The following is an 18057-nucleotide window of genomic DNA, read 5'->3' on the forward strand; positions in this document are numbered from 1 at the left end:
GAGATACCTATGAAAGTCGATTTGAATTTATTTCGCGTATTTGAAGCAATTTATTGCGAAGGGAATATTTCTAAGGCTGCTGCCGCGCTCAATCTCTCACAGCCAGCCGTTAGTCACGCGCTTGCTAAATTACGTGATCACTATGATGATCGCTTGTTTATTCGCCAAGGCAATGAAATGCGACCAACAGCGCTAACTAAAAATGTAATCGAGGAAGTTCGTGAAGCGCTACAAAAATTAGAAATATCGTTCGTACAGTCGAGGGCATTTGAACCAGCCTCATCTAAAAAGCAATGCACAATTTCACTGCACAGCTCATTGGAAGCATATTATCTGCCTCCTCTCATTAAGCAGTTGAGTGTAGAGGCTCCTCAATTATCATTAGCAACGAATAGAACGAAACGAACAGAGCTCGAACTGAAACTGGCTAGTGGCGATCTCGATTTAGCCATTGATATTTTGCTCCCTGTCAGTGATAACATCATTCACACGCAACTCGAATCAGATCAACTCGTTGTTATTGCACGTACAGGTCACAGCTTATTGGACCGCAATCTTTCAATAGAGGACTATTTAGAATTAAGTCACATCTTAGTTTCGTCTCGTTCAACAGGACCAGGAATAGAGGACTTTGAACTAGGGCGACTTGGCCTCCAACGTAAAATAGCACTGCGCTGCCAACACTTATTGTCCGCATGTCGTGTCGTCGTTGACAGTGACCTGATACTAACATTACCCCGCAATGCCGCTCGGCTGTATCAAAAAGTTTTTGACATTCAAATTTTCGAGCTTCCCGTTAACCTACCCAATATCGATGTACATCTATACTGGCATAGAAATGTAGATAAAGATCCTGCGAACAAATGGTTAAGAAATAAGATGATTCTATCGACAAAAGAAGGGGCTTAATCGCAAAACTGGTCAAAAAATGATCCTTTCATTGAATCGCCCCCGTAATGAGCTTTGCAAAACAAACATTACAAAAGGTAAAACAATGAACAGGATCATTAAGAGTATAGTACCAGTGGCGATGGCCGCTGTCATCATGGGTTGTGGTTCCGATAACGACGACGTGCGCGATATTGTCGTTCCTGAGCCTCCAACTCCCGAACTAGGCACATCATATGTACGTGTTATCCATGGCTCTGCGGATGCGCCTCTCGTCAATGTAAAAGCTGGCTCAGATATTATCGAAGGGCTTGGCGGTGTTGATTACGGCGTAGGCTCAGGTTTCTTATCCTTAACTGAGGGTACATACGCGTTAAGTGTCGACGCCATTTTACCTGACGAGAGCACCGCAACCGTACTGGACTTAGGTGACGTAGACCTCGGTGCAGACATGGAATACACCGTAATTGCACATGGTTACGTGATGGAAGACGATGACGATTCTAATGATCTTGCAGCTGCAGTAATCGCTAACACGAGAACAGATGTCGCTGACGGCAATATCCGCATTCAAGTGTTACATGCAGCGCCCAACGCACCAACGGTAGATCTACACGTTACTGGTGCAACCGACGACCTAACAACAGCACTCGCCACATTGGCTTACGGTGAAGCAACTGGACAAGTTGAAGTTGCAGCCGGAATATACCGAGTGCGTTTAGTAATCCCTGCTGGTATGGCAGGGGAAGGCACCGTAGCCTATGATGTTGTTTTACCTGACCTGGCTGCTGGTGCCGACCTCTTTGTCGCTGCTGTTCCAAACACTGAAGTGATGACTTCACCTGTTAAATTATTGGTTAACGACGGCGCAGGTACTTCAACAATTTATGACGATAGAACGACTGCACAAGTGCGTGTTATTCACGCAGCGGCGGACGTCCCTAACGTAGATGTATTTGTTAACGACGGAAAAGTAGATTCGTTATCTAACGCGCCATTTGGCGGTGTAACAGGATACGCCGACTTACCAGAGGGTACCTACACAGTTGACGCACGTTTGACGGCAGACAATTCAGTGACAGGGATTTCTGAAGATCTCACTGTAATGAACAACAACAAGTACACGGTAAATGCAGTAGGCACACTTGATGCAATGGATATGGCAGACCTTGAGTACTATGTGCTTGCAGACAATGTACGTGCAGTAGCAACTGAGTCAAAAGTACGTATAACACACGCTCACCCAAGTGTTGGCAATGTCGACATTTATGTAACAGCCGACGGGATGATTGACGATGTCGATCCAGCATTTAGTGATGTACCTTACAAAGCATCTACAGGGTTTGTGACACTTGCGCCTGGTGAATACAACGTGAAAGTAACGGCGACCGGGACTAAGACGGTAGCTATCGACACAGGTATGTTGGACTTAATGGGTGGTAAGATTTATTCAGCAACGGCTGTTAACGCCCCAATGGCAATGCCTGCAAACTTAATTTTATCTGATGCGTTCATCGAATAGATAAACTTAAAAAAAAGGAGAGCGAATGCTCTCCTTAAACACTTCTAGGGAATAGTTAGAAGCCAACCTCAAAAATGTTATACAAGCTGATGATACGTAAGGCCTGTATCAGCCTGACAAACATAAATATCTGCCATTAATCCAAATTCTTTGTGATAAGTAGCCTCAATCGCTTGTTTGATTACCTCAACATCATTTGCTCGACATAAGCAAACAACTGCACCACCAAATCCACCGCCAGTCATTCTCACAGCGCCCCGGTTTTCTAATGCTTGAGAAATAATCGTCACCAAGCCATGCGTTGCCGGTACCGTAACTTCAAAGTCTTGATGCAGCGACTGGTGAGACGCCGCCATAAGCTCAATCAACAATGACATATCATTATTTCGCAATGCTTGAGTCGCTTGAACGACGCGCTCATTTTCACTAATCACGTGATGAGCACGCTTGTATTCGTTCTCAGTGAAAGTGCCTTTATGTTGTTCAAGCATGGCCATATCCGCTTTACGTAACGAGTCGACTTGCATTTTACTCGCGGCATTTTCACAATCTAAACGTCGCTGATTATATTCACTATCTACAAGCTTTCTCGGATAGTTAGAATTAACAATAACAATCGACAGGTCCTCTGGGATAGAAATGGCTGTTGTAGCAAGTTGCTGACAATCTATTAGCAATGCATTACCTTGTTCAGCTTTTGCTGAAATCAACTGATCCATAATACCGCACTGGCAATCCATGAAATCGTTCTCAGCTTGTTGACCTAACAGTGCAATATCTTTCTCATTAATTGCCAAGCTAAATGCTTGATTAAATGCACCAATAGTAGAGACTTCCAACGCTGCTGAAGACGAGAGACCAGCACCTTGAGGGACGTCGCTTTCTATTAAAAGGTTTAATCCGCCTACTTTGTATCCTGCACGCTTAAGTACATACACAACCGCGCGTATATAATTACCCCATTGGCAGTCACCAACGGTGATTTCGTCACTCAGGCTAAATTCATCAACTTCATTCGGGTAATTCGTTGAATACACACATACTTTGTCGTCGCGTCGTGCGGAATAAAGTACCTGAGTTCGGAAATTAATTGCAGTAGGCAGTACAAAACCTTCATTATAATCGGTAAATTCACCAATCAAATTTACCCTACCGGGCGCACTGACATGACCTGTTGGGGCATGGTTGAATAATGCGTTAAACGTTGCTTTCATTTGTGTAACACCCGTCATTATGAGGTTTCCTTTGCATAATGAATATCACTTACACCACGTAAAATATCAGCAGCTTTTTCAGCCGTTAAGTCTCGCTGACTTTCCGCTAACATTTCATAACCGACCATGTGTTTCTTAACCGTAGCACTGCGCAGTAACGGCGGGTAAAAATGGCCATGTAATCGCCAATGACTATCATCATCTAAATCGCTAGGTGCGTTATGCCAGCCCATTGAATAAGGGAAGCTACAGTTAAATACGTTGTCATAACGAATAGTAAGTTCTTGTAATGTTTTCGCTAAACATTGCTTTTGCTCAGACGTAAGCTGCGACATATTGGTCACATCATCTTTGGCAACGACCAAGGTTTCGAATGGCCAAGCTGCCCAAAATGGCACCACGACCAACCAATGAGGGTTATCGATGATAACGCGGTCTTTCGCAATCAGTTCTTTGGCAACATAATCACCTAGTAGATTTGACTGGTGTTTATCTAAATAAGCTTTTAGGTGAACGTTTTTAGTCGCAATTTCTGTTGAGTGGTAATCATGTGCCCAAATTTGGCCATGTGGATGCGGCTGTGAGCACCCCATAATTTGACCTTTATTCTCAAAAATGTGAACACAAGCATAATCTTGGCTTAGCTCAGTAAATTGCTCTTGCCAACAATCAACGACAGCTTCTATCGCTGCTACTGACATTTCAGGCAGAGTTTCATCGTGGTTTGGTGAGTAACAAACAACTCGACACTCCCCTCTTGCACTCTGTGCAACAAAAAGCTCATCAGTATCTTGTTCATTGATAACATCAGCAGGCATATCATTAATCGCACCAAAGTCGTTTTTAAAAACGAAAGTCTGCTTGAAATCAGGGTTACTAACGCCATTTGCCCGCTCGTTGTTTGGACATAATGGACAGCTTTCATCATAACGTTTACTGTCTTTTACTTGTGCTTTTTCACTTGCACCTAACCATGGACGGTTATTTCTATGGGGTGAAACTAACACCCACTGCCCAGTTAATGGGTTACGACGACGATGTGGTGACTGTTCAAACTGCATTTGGGTTACTTAACCTTTCAACTATGATGCGCTATGCACACTTAAATTATATATCATATAAATACTACTATTTACAAAAATTCAAAACAAGCATAGATTTCAAGAAATAAACCTATGCTAAATTTTTGTGCCTAATTAGTACGTATTCGACTGACCGCCTCTAGCCAACCTTGATAATGCTTGTCAGCCTCTGATGATGTTATTTGAGGTGAAAATTCGGCTTTGGCCTGCCATAAACTTTGAATATGCTCAAGCGAATCAAAAACGCCCGCTTTCAACCCTGCAAGAAACGCTACCCCTAGCGCGGTTGTTTCAGCAGAAGCAGGCTGTTCAACATCAACTTGCAAACTATTCGCTAAATATTGCAATAACCATCGATTGTTCGTCATACCGCCATCAACTTTTAGCGCTTTAATATCAATACCGTCTTTTTCCATCGCTTGGAGCAAATCTTTAGTTTGAAAACAAACGGATTGGAGTGCCGCGTTAACGATTTCCTTTATACCCGTATCACGAGTTAAGCCTAATATTGCACCTCGTGCATCAGGATCCCAATAAGGAGCGCCCAAGCCAGTAAAGGCGGGAATTAAAGTGACACCATGAGATTGATTTGCTTCCATAGCAAGACGTTCTGAGTCACTTGCTTTAGATATGAGTTCAAGACCGTCACGCAACCATTGGATTACAGCACCGGCGACAAAGATACTCCCTTCGAGCGCATACGTGACTTTGCCATCTAATCGATAAGCGATTGTTGATAGCAACTTATTTGAAGAGTGCAATGCGTCATCGCCCGTATTTACCATGACAAAACAGCCTGTTCCGTACGTGCTTTTTACACTACCGGTATCAAAACATGCCTGACCAAATAAGGCAGCATGTTGATCACCTGCTATTCCCTGAACCGGAATGTTAAACCCAAATAAGTTTTCCGAGGTGACGCCAAAATCAGCAGAGCTATCCAACACTTCAGGAAGAATATTCCTTGGTATATCAAATAAGGCTAACAGCTCTTCGTCCCAGCATTGCTCGTGGATATTAAACAGCATTGTACGAGAGGCATTAGTCGCATCAGTATAATGAGAGTCGCCATCCGTCAAATACCACAGAATAAAAGTATCAACCGTACCAAAGGCAAGTTCACCTGCCGCTGCTTTTTGCCTCGCACCTTCAACATTATCCAAAATCCACTTGAGCTTCGTTGCGGAGAAATAAGGATCAATCAATAAGCCCGTTTTCTTAGTGATCATTTCACTATAACCCTGCTCAACAAGACTTTGGCAGTAATCACTGGTGCGTCTGTCTTGCCATACAATCGCGTTATACATCGGCTTTTTAGTGACGGTGTCCCAAACGATTGTTGTTTCGCGTTGGTTTGTAATACCGAGAGATTTTATTTGGCCCGCTTGAATATTTTGCTTGGCAAGTAATTTACGACAAGTAGATAAAACAGAAGCTAAGATTTCTTCGGGAGTATGCTCAACCCAACCATTTTCTGGGTAATACTGCGGGAATTCTTGTTGTTCACTATCAACAACATTCCCCAAACAATCAAATAGCATAGCGCGTGAGCTAGTCGTCCCCTGATCTATCGCTAAAATATACTCTTTCATCTACATTAACCTTTTTTCTTTATCGTTATACTTTTCATGTATTAAACGTAGCACGCTTCCCTTGAAGGTCACTCATTTATCTATGGTTTCTGTTTATTAAATCATCACTTCTAACTTGCAATGCAATACTTTTTTTACACAATTTTCATTTAAACAGTTGAATTGTACACACAACAAGCTATGATATTTATCATATTATTGTATTTATCATACAAATAACAAGTATAAATTAAGTATCTGGCTTTTAATATACAAATGAATAGTAAAAACGAAATTGTAGATATACTCGTCATCGGTGGCGGCATTAATGGTTGTGGAATTGCCCACGACGCGGCGTCGCGTGGCTTAAATGTCATGTTATGCGAGATGAATGATTTAGCCAGTGCAACCTCTTCGGCAAGTTCAAAATTGATACATGGCGGCTTACGTTATTTAGAACACTATGAGTTCCGTCTAGTAAAAGAAGCACTTGCTGAACGCGAGGTACTATTAAAGAATGCGCCGCATATTATGTGGCCACTAACCTTTGTTCTACCACACCGACCACATTTAAGACCTGCTTGGATGATCCGTGCAGGTCTATTTCTTTATGACAACCTAAGTAAGCGACAAACACTTGCTGGCTCAAAAGGTATCAAGTTTGGTCCAAATTCAGACTTAAAGCCCCACATCAAAAAAGGATTCAACTATTCTGATGGCTGGGTCGATGATGCACGTTTAACGGTATTGAATGCGTTAGCTGCCAAAGAGCTAGGAGCCGACATTCGAACCCAAACAAAAGTTGTCGGTTTAGAGAGACAAGATAAAAGCTGGTTAGTGACGATTGAAGATCAAACAACCCACTCACAGTCAACCGTTCAAGCCAAGCTTGTCGTTAATGCGGCTGGGCCATGGGTTGAAAAAACGCTTGCTAAAATCAGTGACTTCAAGAGTGAACATAAGATTCGTTTGGTCAAAGGTAGTCATGTCATCGTACCGCGATTTACCAATACTGACGATGCTTACATTTTACAAAATGAAGACCAGCGTATCGTGTTCGTTTTACCCTATGAAGATGACTTTAATTTAGTTGGTACAACGGATGTTGATTATCAAGGCGACCCTAAATCCGTCGCCATTAACCAAGACGAAATTGACTATTTGATTGAAGTTACGAATGAACACTTTAATCATCAAATTAGCCAAAATGATATCAAGCACACTTATTCAGGCGTTAGACCGTTGCTCGACGACGAGTCAAGTAATGCACAACAAGTGACGCGCGATTACACCTTTAAGTTGAATACGGATGGTAGCGGTAGCCCACTACTTACTGTGTACGGTGGCAAAATAACCACTTACCGCAAACTCTCAGAGGCTTGTGTAGATAAAATGGTACCGTTCTTTACGCCATTGGCAACCTCAAAAACTCGCAATGCAAAGTTGCCCGGCGGTAATTTTTACTCTCAACCGTTACTGCTTGAAGAGCTGACCGAAAAATATCCGTATTTGCCTGCCGTAACAGCGAAACGCTGGGTGAAAACCTATGGCACATACAGCCACAAAATTTTGGCCAACTGCCAGGGTCTAGCAGATATGGGGATGGATTTTGGCCACGGACTATTCCAAGTCGAAGTGGATTATTTGAAAACCCATGAATGGGCAAAAACTGTTGAAGACATTATTTGGCGAAGAACCAAATTAGGGCTGTTTTTAACACCAACACAAAAACAAATATTAGAAAACTACCTAAGCGACCGACAGCAAAGAAAAGAAAAAATAGATGCCGTTGGTTAATTAAAATTAAAAACACAACATAACAATTACAATTATGTTTAACAACGAGGGGAGAAAAATGAGAACGAATCTCATGTCGTCAATGGGTAAAAAAAGTACAATTGCCCTAGCTGTAGTGTCAGCGCTAACAGGCTTTAATGCCGTTGCTGATGAAGCAAATACTGCGAAAGAAAAAGAAACGGAAGTTATTGAAGTTCGTGGTATTCGTGACAGTTTAAAACAAGCAATGTTTGATAAAAAAGAATCAGTTAGTGTATACGATGGTATTGCTGCTGAAGATTTAGGTAAGTTCCCAGATCAAAACGTTGCGGAATCACTTCAACGTATTACAGGTGTTTCGATTGACCGTAGCTCTGGTGAAGGTCGATACGTATCAGTACGTGGTTTTGGTCCTGCTTTCAACACGGTTTTAGTTAATGGTCGTCAAATGGCGACAGAAAACCAAGGTCGTGAATTTAGTTTCGATACATTACCAGCAGAGATGATTACTGGTGCAGAAGTATACAAAAGCCCAACGGCAAGTATGCAAGAAGGTGCATTAGGTGCAACAATCAACGTAAATACAGCACGTCCGTTTATGTTTGATGGTTTCAAAGCAGCAGCTTCAGTAAAAGGCACTTATGACGACACATCAGAAGCGACTTCTCCTCAAATTTCTGGCTTAGTAAGCGACATCTTTATGGATGGCAAACTAGGCGCACTACTTTCTTTAAGCCATCAAGAACGTGAATCAACAGAAAACATTGTTGAATCTCGTTACTACCGCACTGGCGTGAACTTCACGACACCAAATGGTAAAGAATTTACTAACGCAAACGTACCGCAAAACTTCGACTTAATTGTTGATGAGCAAGAGCGTGAGCGCCAAAGTGCTACTGCAGTAATTCAATATGCACCTAACGAAGATTTAATCCTGACGTTTGACGGTTTATACACAAAATTAGAAGTTAAATCAGATGCAAACTCATTAGGTCACTGGTTCTCAGATGGTAACTTCTTAGATGCGGAAGTTGATGACAATAACACTGTTGTTTACATCGAAAACTCTGCAAGTGGTGCGACAGACTTTATTCACCGCACATACGACCGTAATGTTGATATCACAGCATTTGGCTTTAATGCTGATTGGCAAATCAATAGTGATTTAAGCGCTACGTTTGACTTCTCAACATCAACGGCTGAAGAGAATTCAGGTGGCGACATCTTCTTCAACGTAATTGGTTACAATAACGCGTACACATGGGATAACCGTGACGGTGGTGATTACCCAACTATCTCAATTGAAGGTGGTACAGAAGCAGCGTTAGACGCAGCTCGTGGCCGTGCTCACTACAATGATCGCAGTGGTTGGGATATCAAAGATGAAATCACTGAATTACGTGCGGATTTTGTTTGGGAAACAGGCCAAGACACCTTTACGCAAATGAAGTTTGGTGCCTACTATCAAGATCGTAAAAAAGATAACGAGCGCAAGTTCGTTTCAGATTGTAGCTTCTACTGTGGCTACGGTGTTGACGTACCAGATAATTTATTAGTGCCATTTACCGCAGATGGCTTCTACTCAGGCTTACCAAACACTTGGTTAACCTATGATCAAGCGGCTTACGATGCGTTCCGCGCAGAGTACATGGCTGCCCAAGACCCTGACACAGCTGCTGCATACGCTGCACTAGGTTATGATGATCCGCAACGTGCATTAGACTCTTTCATCGTAGAAGAAGAGCTTTTAAGTGCTTACGTCGAGTTCATTTTTGAAGGTGAAATTGGCGATATGGCGTGGTTAGCAGACGTTGGTATTCGTTACACACAAACTGACGCGGTTCTTTCTGGCTTTACTGCCGAGTTGGTTGACCTAACACCAATTCCAAATGATCCATCAGATCTAAACGAAGTTTACGCCAATGACGGTGAAGTAACACAAGTTGACGCTGACAATGACTACACAAACTTATTGCCTAGCTTTAACTTACGTTTAAATCTAACGGAAGACATGGTGTTACGTTTCGCATACTCAGAAACATTAACGCGTCCAACGTTAACAGACTTAAACCCAGCGCTAACAATTACAAGCTCTCGTCCTAACAATAACTCAGCAACGGGTGGTAACCCTGAGTTAAAACCGTTCTACTCAAAGAACTGGGATTTAAGCTACGAATGGTACTACTCTGATGCAAGTAACTTCACAGCGGCTGTATTTAGTAAAGAAGTAGACGACTTCATTACATCAACAGTAGAAACAGAGCAATTCAACCTAATCAGTGGTGCATTTGACTTTGACGTTCGCCGTCCACGTAACGGTGAAGAAGCAACAGTTAATGGTTTAGAGCTAGCATGGACACATGCGCTTGAGAACGGTTTTGGTTTCCAAGTTAATGCGACATGGGTTGATTCAGAAGCATCGTTAGCGGGTGATTCTACCGATACTTTCGCTTTAGAAGGTTTAGGTGATTCACGTAACTTTATCGCGTTCTACGATAAAGACGGCATCCAAGCGCGAATTGCTTACAACTTCCGTGATGACTTCATGCAAAACGTGATCGGTCCATACGGTGGTACAGAACCTATGTTCACCGAAGCTTACGGTCAGTGGGATATCAGCGCTAGTTACGATATCGACGAAAACTTCACGGTTTTCTTAGAAGGTGTTAACGTAACAGGTGAAGAGATTCGTCGCCATGGTCGTTACACAAACCAATTCATTCGTTATGAAGGTGTTGGTGCTCGATACTCAGTAGGTGTACGAGCTAACTTCTAAGTCTACTACTTAGTGTATCAAAAGAGGGCTGCGGCCCTCTTTTTTGTCTTTAGTGTATAAACAGGTCTACATAGTCATGCAAAAACCGATTCGACATATCGCCATTATTGGTGGTGGAAGCGCTGGATGGTTATCAGCAGCCATTCTTGCCAGCAAATTTAAATGTGCAGAATCCGCCTCAATAAAGATTACCTTAATTGAATCTGACGAGTTCGCCAGTGTTGGGGTTGGTGAAGGAACTTGGCCAACAATGCGAGAGACTATCCACACTATTGGTATTGATGAGAAAACGTTTATTAGCGCTTGTGATGTGAGCTTTAAACAAGGGAGCCAATTTAACTTATGGCGAGACAATGAAATTAACGATAGTTACTTGCACCCTTTTACACCGCCCAGAGCGTTTGAGCAGTTCGACTTAACAAGTCACTATCTCCAACAAAACACTGAACAAAGTTTTGCCGAGAGTGTCTGTTTTCAAACGGCGCTTTGTCAGCATAATCTAGCGCCAAAACTTGGTTTAGATAAGAGTTTTCAGGGGTTTGCGAACTATGGCTATCATCTAGATGCGGGTAAATTTGCTGCATTACTAAAACACCATTGCACTGAAAACCTGAAGGTTACTCATCTAAACGATACGGTTGAAAACGTTGAGCTCGACAATGATGAATTTGTTAAACAACTACATTTAAAAAGTGGAAATGTCGTAGCCGCAGATTTGTTTATTGACTGTAGTGGCTTTCACAGCTTATTACTTGACAAAACGTATGGCATTAGCATCAAAGATTACTCAGATGTTCTACTCGTTAATCACGCCATAGCGACGCAGCAACCATACCCGGAAGGCCAGTCGAAAATCGCTAGCCAAACACTTTCTACGGCGCAAGAAGCAGGTTGGATATGGGATATAGATTTATCGTCACGCCGTGGCGTTGGTTATGTCTATAACGACACCTTTATCAGTAATGACCAAGCACTTGAATCCTTGGCCCGCTATTTAAATACCACGCCAGATACACTCAATGTTAAACATATTAAATTTCAAAGCGGTCATCGTGAAAAGTTTTGGCATAAAAATGTGATTGGTATTGGACTATCTGCAGGCTTTATTGAACCACTCGAAGCATCGGCATTGATGATGATTGAATTAAGTGCAAAGTTTATCGCAGAACAATTACCGCCTAACGGCGCATTATTGCCAATAGTAGAAAAGCAATTTAATCAAACCTTTACAGCACGTTGGGAAAGTATTGTCGACTTTTTGAGACTTCATTATCAGCTCAGCGAACGCACAGAACCTTTTTGGCGAGCCAGTCGTTCACTAAAAACCTTACCCCAAGGCCTTAACGAACGCCTAACCTTGTGGCAATATAGACCACCGATAAACAGTGATTTTATGTTTGCCGAAGAGATGTTTCCTGCCGCAAGTTACCAATACATTTTGTATGGTATGAACTTTCAAACTGATGTAAGCACTCTGCCCCACCTGACTAAAGAGGCGAGTCGAGCAGCAAAACTATTCGAGTTAGTAAAACAACAATCAGCGCAAGCATTAACCCGTGCCCAAGCCAATAACGTTGTCATAAATCAAATAAAATCATAAGAATAACGAAAAAATTTCAGAGAGAATTATGGAAAACTTAGCCCCATTATCACCACAAAGCCACAGCGAGTTTTATTTAAAACCTGGTGTTGATTTCCAAGCAATTAAAGCAAAAAGAAACGCCATGGTTATGGTCAGTGAGTTTGCCGTCGCTTCAACCAGTTACCCTTTATTTTTCATTAAAAATACAGCCAGTAACCAATTTGAAGCTATTGCGCTAATGGCGCTTGATAGCCATAACGTATTTTACCAGCAAGAAAATACGTTAAACATTTCTTACATGCCGAAAAGCTTATCGTTACTGCCATTTCAGGTTGTTGCTGATCCAAATAACCCAACGCGCGTCGTGCCTTTACTTGATACAAACTCAAGCCTACTTTCAATGAAAGAAGAAGAGCAAAGTGAAAAATTATTTAACGAAGATGGCAGCGCATCACGAGTCATCGACTTAAAACAACAAGCGATGCGTGAGTTATACCAACACGAAGTCACAACAATCGAGTTTATTAGCCAATTGACACGTTTAAATCTGTTAAAAGAATTAGATTTAGAAGTGACTTTTGCTGGCGGAGAGAAGACGACAGTTAAAGGTTTATTCACGATTAAAGAAGAAGGCTTAAGTACGCTAAGCGCTGAAGATAAAGCTATGTTTGAAGAGCGTGGCTATTTTCCAGCAATTTATGCAATGCTTGCATCATTGAGTCAAATGAACCGCATGTTGCAATTACACAATCATCAACAACCAGCTAACTTGATTGAAAACCTGCAATTTAAACTTGCACAATAAATCAGTCGTTAGCCAATAAAAAAGGAGCTTAATCGCTCCTTTTTTTGTACCTAATGATAACTCACATTAACTATTTTCCACTGCGGCTTCTGGCTCGCTTTTATCTTGAGAAAATATCAACTCTGCCTTATTGCCGAAAACCAATCGGTTTATCACCATAGCAACGGTAATACAGAAGAATAATGTAATACACATTAAGTGAATGTAATGAAGTGGCTGCCATACAAAGACAAAGAATGCGTACAGTAACGTACCGGCTAATGCTCCAATCATCGCCGCTTTAGCATCAACATTTCGGAATAGTAAGCCGACGATAAACGTTGATAAGATTGGCATACTTAATAAGCCGTATAGCTCTTGAACAAGATTAATAATGCTGTCTGCTTTAGCAAAAACAGGTACTAAACTCAGTGAAATAGCCACCAAGATAAAACTAAAGATTGCGCTCAATTTGGCTACTTTAGGTTTAGGGTTAATATAACGCTCATGAATATCACAAACGTAAAGCGCCGCTGATGAATTTAAGATACTGTTAAACGTCGTTAATACCGCAGCCGCAATCGCAGCGGCGAACGCACCACTTAGCCAAGTTGGTAACAAATCACCTACAATACGACCATATGCAACATCACCAATGTCACCATAAAGTTGGTATGAAACAATACCTGGTATCACAACAATAATCGGAACGATTAGCAAACGAATCATACCCGCAACATAGACACCTTTTTGTGCTTCTTTAAGATTTGGTGCAGCCATTGCACGCTGAGTAATTGTTTGGTTTGTGCTCCAATAGAAGGTCTGAATAAAGATCATCCCCGTCAGCAAGGTATGCCATGGTACCGGTGAATCATCACCACCTATCAAGGTCAAACGCTCTGGCGGAATCGCTGAAAAATCGAAATCAATCGCTGCTGCTGATAAGTAGACAATCAATAAGCCCATACTAAGTAATAAAATCCCGCTGAACGTATCTGAGACAGCAACGGCTCTTAAACCACCAAAAATTGCATAGGCAGAGCCCACAAGAGCAAAAGCTACCGCCATTGGGAAAATCGGAATATCAAGCTTAAACATTGACTGCATAAACAATGAACCACCGTACAAAATCGCCGGCAAGAAAATAAAGATATTACCAAAGAGAAATAAACCTGCGATCACCGCACGAATATGTTTATCGTTATAGCGTTTTTCCAATAACTCGGTAGTTGTCGTACAGTTATTCTTGTAATAAACCGGCAGGAAAACTTTTGCTAAAATAGCTAAACCAACAACTGCGGCTAACTCCCACCAGACAATCACAGCCATCTGGTTGCCATTCATACCTATTAATTGATCGGTACTTAAGTTGGTTAGGGTGATTGAACCGGCAATGAAAATCCAAGATAAGCCACCGTTGGCTAAGAAGTATTCTTTATTTGAGTCGGTAGAGCGCTTATGACCGGCACATTTAATATAGGTAATTAAACCGATAAGTGCGGTAATTGCGATAAAGACAATTAACTGAATTGTTTGACCTGACACTGGTTAACTCTCCTCACAGTGTATGTTTAAACCCATTGAAAAATGAGTTAGTTGACTCGGCTTTTTATGACAAAATCGACACGAGAGTGCTCGGATATGTTGAAGCTGTTATTATTTGTATGATATATACTATCATTATTTCAACGATTGGCTACCACAAAGTGAAATTTTTCCGCGAGTACCAATTAAAAAAACTAAAACTAGGCAAAAGCGCATGACAAATTTACCGACATTTGTTCACTTGACCAGTCAAGACAATAGCATTGTTTTCTCGACGGCAAACCGATTACCTGAAGTTATTTACTGGGGTAGTCGCCTGTCAAAAGATATTAATCCTGAGCACTTAATCTTATTAAGAACAAGACAAGAAGCCAAATGTGCAGTTGTTGAAGAGCCACCCATCTCGTTATCACCTAATCAGGGGCAAGGCTTTACAGGAAAGAGTGCAATTGAAGTGTTTAATAGCTCAAATGCATGGTCGATGGCAGGTGATGTCATTGATGTACGCCAAAGTACAGAGCAGGATGTGTGTTTCGTCAGTAAAGACGCTATCAGAGACGTTGAATTAGTACACAACATATCGTTATGTGTTGATACCAATGTCCTATCACTCTCTACTAAGATTACCAACCTTAATAACGATACACTGCATGTCAACGCATGTGCCGCGCCGTGCCTTCCGTTGCCGGCCGATTGCACAACGCTAACTAATTTTGAAGGGCGCTGGGCACATGAGTTTCATCGTCAAAACCAAACCATCAAACTTGGTAGTTATGTCAGAGAAAACCGCCGAGGAAAAACATCCCACGACACGTTCCCGGGTATGTTATGTCATCAAGCAACAACCAACGAACTCCAGGGCGAGGTTTATGGCTTTCATTTAGGTCATTCGGGCAATCATAGCGCTCATGTAGAACTCATGGCCGACGGTCGAAGCTTTGCTCAAATGAGTGAACTACTAAGCCCTGGTGAGATAAGACTCGCTCAAGGCGAAAGTTATCAGTCGCCAACGCTATATGCATCATATAGTCATCAAGGTTTCAGTCAATTGTCGCAGCACTTTCATCAGTTTGTTCGTCAGCACTTACTGCGCGATAGCGTGAAACAAAAACCTCGTCCAGTGCATTACAACACATGGGAAGGCATCTATTTTGATCATAATGATAAAACACTCATGGAGCTTGCTGATGAAGCAGCCGATGTCGGCGCAGAGCGTTTCGTGCTAGACGACGGCTGGTTTAACGGTAGACGCGGTGATTTCGCTGGCCTGGGTGATTGGTTTGTCGACAAAGAAATTTACCCAAATGGTTTAGCACCATTAATTCAACACGTAAATAACCTTGGAATGGAGTTCGGTATTTGGTTTGAACCAGAAATGGTAAACCCTGACAGTGACTTGTATCGCAATCATCCAGAATGGGTTTTACAAACACAAGGCAACGCACAAATTAATTTTAGAAATCAATACGTACTTGATTTAACGAATACTGACGTTACCGACTATCTGTATCAGTGCATTAGCGACATTTTACTTGAGTACCCAGAAATAAAATATATCAAATGGGATATGAATCGCGACGTAAATCATGCGGGTAATCTAATCGGCCAACCAGCGATGCATAAACAAATTAAAGCCCTGTATGCATTGATTAATCGATTACGTGAAGCATTTACAACCGTCGAAATAGAGTCTTGCTGTTCTGGTGGTGGTCGTGTCGATTTTGGTATTCTAGAACATACTGATAGAGTTTGGACGTCAGACTCGAATGACGCATTAGATAGATTGGATATTCAACGTGGTTGCTCATTCTTTTTCCCAGCTGAGGTGATGGGCGCGCACGTTGGGCCAACGGATTGTCATATTACAGGCCGTCGAGTATCAATGGAGATGCGCTGTGCTGTGGCAATGTTTGGTCATATGGGCTTTGAAATGGACCCTCGTGCATTAACACTTGAGGAAAAAACAACGTTAAAGCAAGCACTTGAGATCTATAAGGAGAAGCGCTCATTAATTCACAGTGCTCGACTCCAGCGACTTGAAAGTGTAGAAAATGAAATTAATTTTGCACTGATTAATCAAGATAAAAGCCAAGCATTATTTAGCTTTAATCTGATTAATGAAACGCATAAAACGTTGCCAAACAAAATGAAGTTTTCGGGATTAGATAAGCGTAAACACTATCAAATCAGACGACTTTGGCCGACTGAACTTAACGAATATTCAACATCAATTATGTCTAAAATTGATGGTCAGGTGATTCAAGGTGAGCTATTAGTCGAGCATGGCATGCAAATGCCACTCATTGCTCCACAATCAAGTTTAATTTTTGAGTTAATTGAACAACAGTAAGTTATGAAAAATGTTGAGCTAAGTTAAATCTTGGCTCAACTAATCCTTTAGTGCCTTTAACTTGATAAATAAACACGTCACCGGCTTGAGGCTGTAAATTCAGGTCATCAGCGCTTAAGCTTTCTTTGGCCGAAGTAACGATAAGCCAATCTAAATTGGGGCCGCCAAATGCAACACATGTGGGCTGAGACACTGGCGTTGGTATATTAAGTAATACCTCTCCTTCAGGAGAATAACAAACTACTTGAGAACCACCCCATTGAGCCGACCATACATTGCCATCTTCATCTACACATGCGCCATCAGGAAACACATCTTGTGCCGTGTTAATCAATGCTTTTTTGCGTGTTAATTGGTTACTTTCTCGCTGTCCATCACATGCTAAGTGATATTGATAAACACAATGCGCTTGTGAATCGCCATGATAAAGCAGTTCACAGCGATGACTAAAACAAAGGCTATTAGAAATTTCGATACCAGTGAGCTTTTTATGACATTCAAAATCACTATCTAAGCAGTACAATGAACCCGTTTGCTCAGGTGTTTTTCTATGTTCTACAAGAGTGCCCGCCCAAAAGTTACCATGGCGATCAACCTTGCCATCATTGAAGCGATTACCTTCTATATTAATTTCCGGTTGAGCAAGCCATTTTATCTGTTTGGTTGTTAAGTTATACAGCCCAAAGCCAGACGCAAACGCAACAATCAAGACATCATCAAAATTTGTAAAACCAAAACAGCCAACACGTTCAGGCATATCATGAGCGACGACTTCCCTAGCCGCCACATTAAACTGAAATATCGTACTTGCTTGGATATCTGTCCACCAAATGGTTTGTGTGAGATTATCCCAAATAACCCCTTCTCCAAGTTCATTTTGGCTAGAAATAGAAAATAAGAAATCAGCATGAATGGTCATGAACAGCTATTGTATCCCTACGTGTTAATTAAAACGCACTTATCATAC

General features: G+C 41.7%; 12 protein-coding genes. 7 read left to right on the top strand and 5 right to left on the bottom strand.

Annotated elements, in window-relative coordinates; translation table 11 throughout:
* Nucleotides 1–9 precede the first annotated feature (9 nt).
* Entirely contained in the window at nucleotides 10–909 is a 900-nt protein-coding gene (locus QQK05_RS10240; RefSeq protein WP_284298237.1) for a LysR family transcriptional regulator, read from the top strand.
* A gap of 85 nt (nucleotides 910–994) precedes the next feature.
* Nucleotides 995–2410 (top strand): DUF4397 domain-containing protein, encoded by a 1416-nt coding sequence (locus QQK05_RS10245; protein WP_284298239.1) that lies wholly within the window; start codon nucleotides 995–997, stop codon nucleotides 2408–2410.
* Between the two features lie 77 nt (nucleotides 2411–2487).
* Here QQK05_RS10245 and galK read toward each other — a convergent pair whose 3' ends face one another.
* The 3 genes from galK to glpK all read right to left on the bottom strand — a co-directional run bounded on the left by galK (nucleotide 2488) and on the right by glpK (nucleotide 6298).
* Nucleotides 2488–3642, bottom strand: a complete 1155-nt coding sequence (gene galK, locus QQK05_RS10250) for a galactokinase (RefSeq protein ID WP_284298241.1) — start codon at nucleotides 3640–3642, stop codon at nucleotides 2488–2490.
* On the bottom strand, nucleotides 3642–4685 hold the full coding sequence (locus tag QQK05_RS10255) for a UDP-glucose--hexose-1-phosphate uridylyltransferase (RefSeq protein ID WP_284298243.1): 1044 nt from the start codon (nucleotides 4683–4685) through the stop codon (nucleotides 3642–3644). Before QQK05_RS10255 ends, galK begins: the two co-directional genes overlap by 1 nt.
* 131 nt (nucleotides 4686–4816) lie before the next feature.
* Complete coding sequence (glpK, locus tag QQK05_RS10260; protein ID WP_284298245.1) at nucleotides 4817–6298, bottom strand: glycerol kinase GlpK; 1482 nt, start codon at nucleotides 6296–6298, stop codon at nucleotides 4817–4819.
* Between the two features lie 255 nt (nucleotides 6299–6553).
* Between glpK and glpD the strand changes: the two genes are divergently transcribed.
* The 4 genes from glpD to QQK05_RS10280 all read left to right on the top strand — a co-directional run bounded on the left by glpD (nucleotide 6554) and on the right by QQK05_RS10280 (nucleotide 13216).
* Nucleotides 6554–8074 (top strand): glycerol-3-phosphate dehydrogenase, encoded by a 1521-nt coding sequence (gene glpD, locus QQK05_RS10265; RefSeq protein WP_284298247.1) that lies wholly within the window; start codon nucleotides 6554–6556, stop codon nucleotides 8072–8074.
* A gap of 58 nt (nucleotides 8075–8132) precedes the next feature.
* Complete coding sequence (locus QQK05_RS10270) at nucleotides 8133–10829, top strand: TonB-dependent receptor (protein ID WP_284298249.1); 2697 nt, start codon at nucleotides 8133–8135, stop codon at nucleotides 10827–10829.
* A gap of 76 nt (nucleotides 10830–10905) precedes the next feature.
* Complete coding sequence (locus QQK05_RS10275; RefSeq protein ID WP_284298251.1) at nucleotides 10906–12429, top strand: tryptophan halogenase family protein; 1524 nt, start codon at nucleotides 10906–10908, stop codon at nucleotides 12427–12429.
* A 28-nt stretch (nucleotides 12430–12457) separates the two neighbouring features.
* Nucleotides 12458–13216: a SapC family protein gene (locus QQK05_RS10280; protein ID WP_284298253.1), complete on the top strand. Its 759-nt coding sequence runs from the start codon at nucleotides 12458–12460 to the stop codon at nucleotides 13214–13216.
* A 66-nt stretch (nucleotides 13217–13282) separates the two neighbouring features.
* On the opposite strand, the gene QQK05_RS10285 is transcribed toward QQK05_RS10280, so the two are convergent.
* Nucleotides 13283–14740 (bottom strand): SLC5 family protein, encoded by a 1458-nt coding sequence (locus QQK05_RS10285; RefSeq protein ID WP_284298254.1) that lies wholly within the window; start codon nucleotides 14738–14740, stop codon nucleotides 13283–13285.
* Between the two features lie 214 nt (nucleotides 14741–14954).
* Between QQK05_RS10285 and QQK05_RS10290 the strand changes: the two genes are divergently transcribed.
* The gene (locus QQK05_RS10290) at nucleotides 14955–17090 is read left to right on the top strand and encodes an alpha-galactosidase (protein WP_284298256.1); all 2136 of its coding nucleotides are present in this window, start codon (nucleotides 14955–14957) and stop codon (nucleotides 17088–17090) included.
* A gap of 1 nt (nucleotide 17091) precedes the next feature.
* On the opposite strand, the gene QQK05_RS10295 is transcribed toward QQK05_RS10290, so the two are convergent.
* Nucleotides 17092–18009 (bottom strand): SMP-30/gluconolactonase/LRE family protein, encoded by a 918-nt coding sequence (locus QQK05_RS10295; RefSeq protein ID WP_284298258.1) that lies wholly within the window; start codon nucleotides 18007–18009, stop codon nucleotides 17092–17094.
* Between the last annotated feature and the right edge of the window lie 48 nt (nucleotides 18010–18057).

The organism is Thalassotalea loyana (assembly GCF_030161435.1).
In the GTDB taxonomy this organism is placed as follows: domain Bacteria; phylum Pseudomonadota; class Gammaproteobacteria; order Enterobacterales; family Alteromonadaceae; genus Thalassotalea_G; species Thalassotalea_G loyana.

What these genes read in the sequence shown, in the direction of transcription:
- QQK05_RS10255 (WP_284298243.1), bottom strand. Translation starts at nt 4,685, where the DNA reads ATGCAGTTTGAACAGTCACCACATCGTCGTCGTAACCCATTAACTGGG.
- QQK05_RS10280 (WP_284298253.1), top strand. Translation starts at nt 12,458, where the DNA reads ATGGAAAACTTAGCCCCATTATCACCACAAAGCCACAGCGAGTTTTAT.
- QQK05_RS10240 (WP_284298237.1), top strand. Translation starts at nt 10, where the DNA reads ATGAAAGTCGATTTGAATTTATTTCGCGTATTTGAAGCAATTTATTGC.
- QQK05_RS10295 (WP_284298258.1), bottom strand. Translation starts at nt 18,009, where the DNA reads ATGACCATTCATGCTGATTTCTTATTTTCTATTTCTAGCCAAAATGAA.
- QQK05_RS10270 (WP_284298249.1), top strand. Translation starts at nt 8,133, where the DNA reads ATGAGAACGAATCTCATGTCGTCAATGGGTAAAAAAAGTACAATTGCC.
- glpK (WP_284298245.1), bottom strand. Translation starts at nt 6,298, where the DNA reads ATGAAAGAGTATATTTTAGCGATAGATCAGGGGACGACTAGCTCACGC.
- QQK05_RS10290 (WP_284298256.1), top strand. Translation starts at nt 14,955, where the DNA reads ATGACAAATTTACCGACATTTGTTCACTTGACCAGTCAAGACAATAGC.
- QQK05_RS10275 (WP_284298251.1), top strand. Translation starts at nt 10,906, where the DNA reads ATGCAAAAACCGATTCGACATATCGCCATTATTGGTGGTGGAAGCGCT.
- glpD (WP_284298247.1), top strand. Translation starts at nt 6,554, where the DNA reads ATGAATAGTAAAAACGAAATTGTAGATATACTCGTCATCGGTGGCGGC.
- galK (WP_284298241.1), bottom strand. Translation starts at nt 3,642, where the DNA reads ATGACGGGTGTTACACAAATGAAAGCAACGTTTAACGCATTATTCAAC.
- QQK05_RS10245 (WP_284298239.1), top strand. Translation starts at nt 995, where the DNA reads ATGAACAGGATCATTAAGAGTATAGTACCAGTGGCGATGGCCGCTGTC.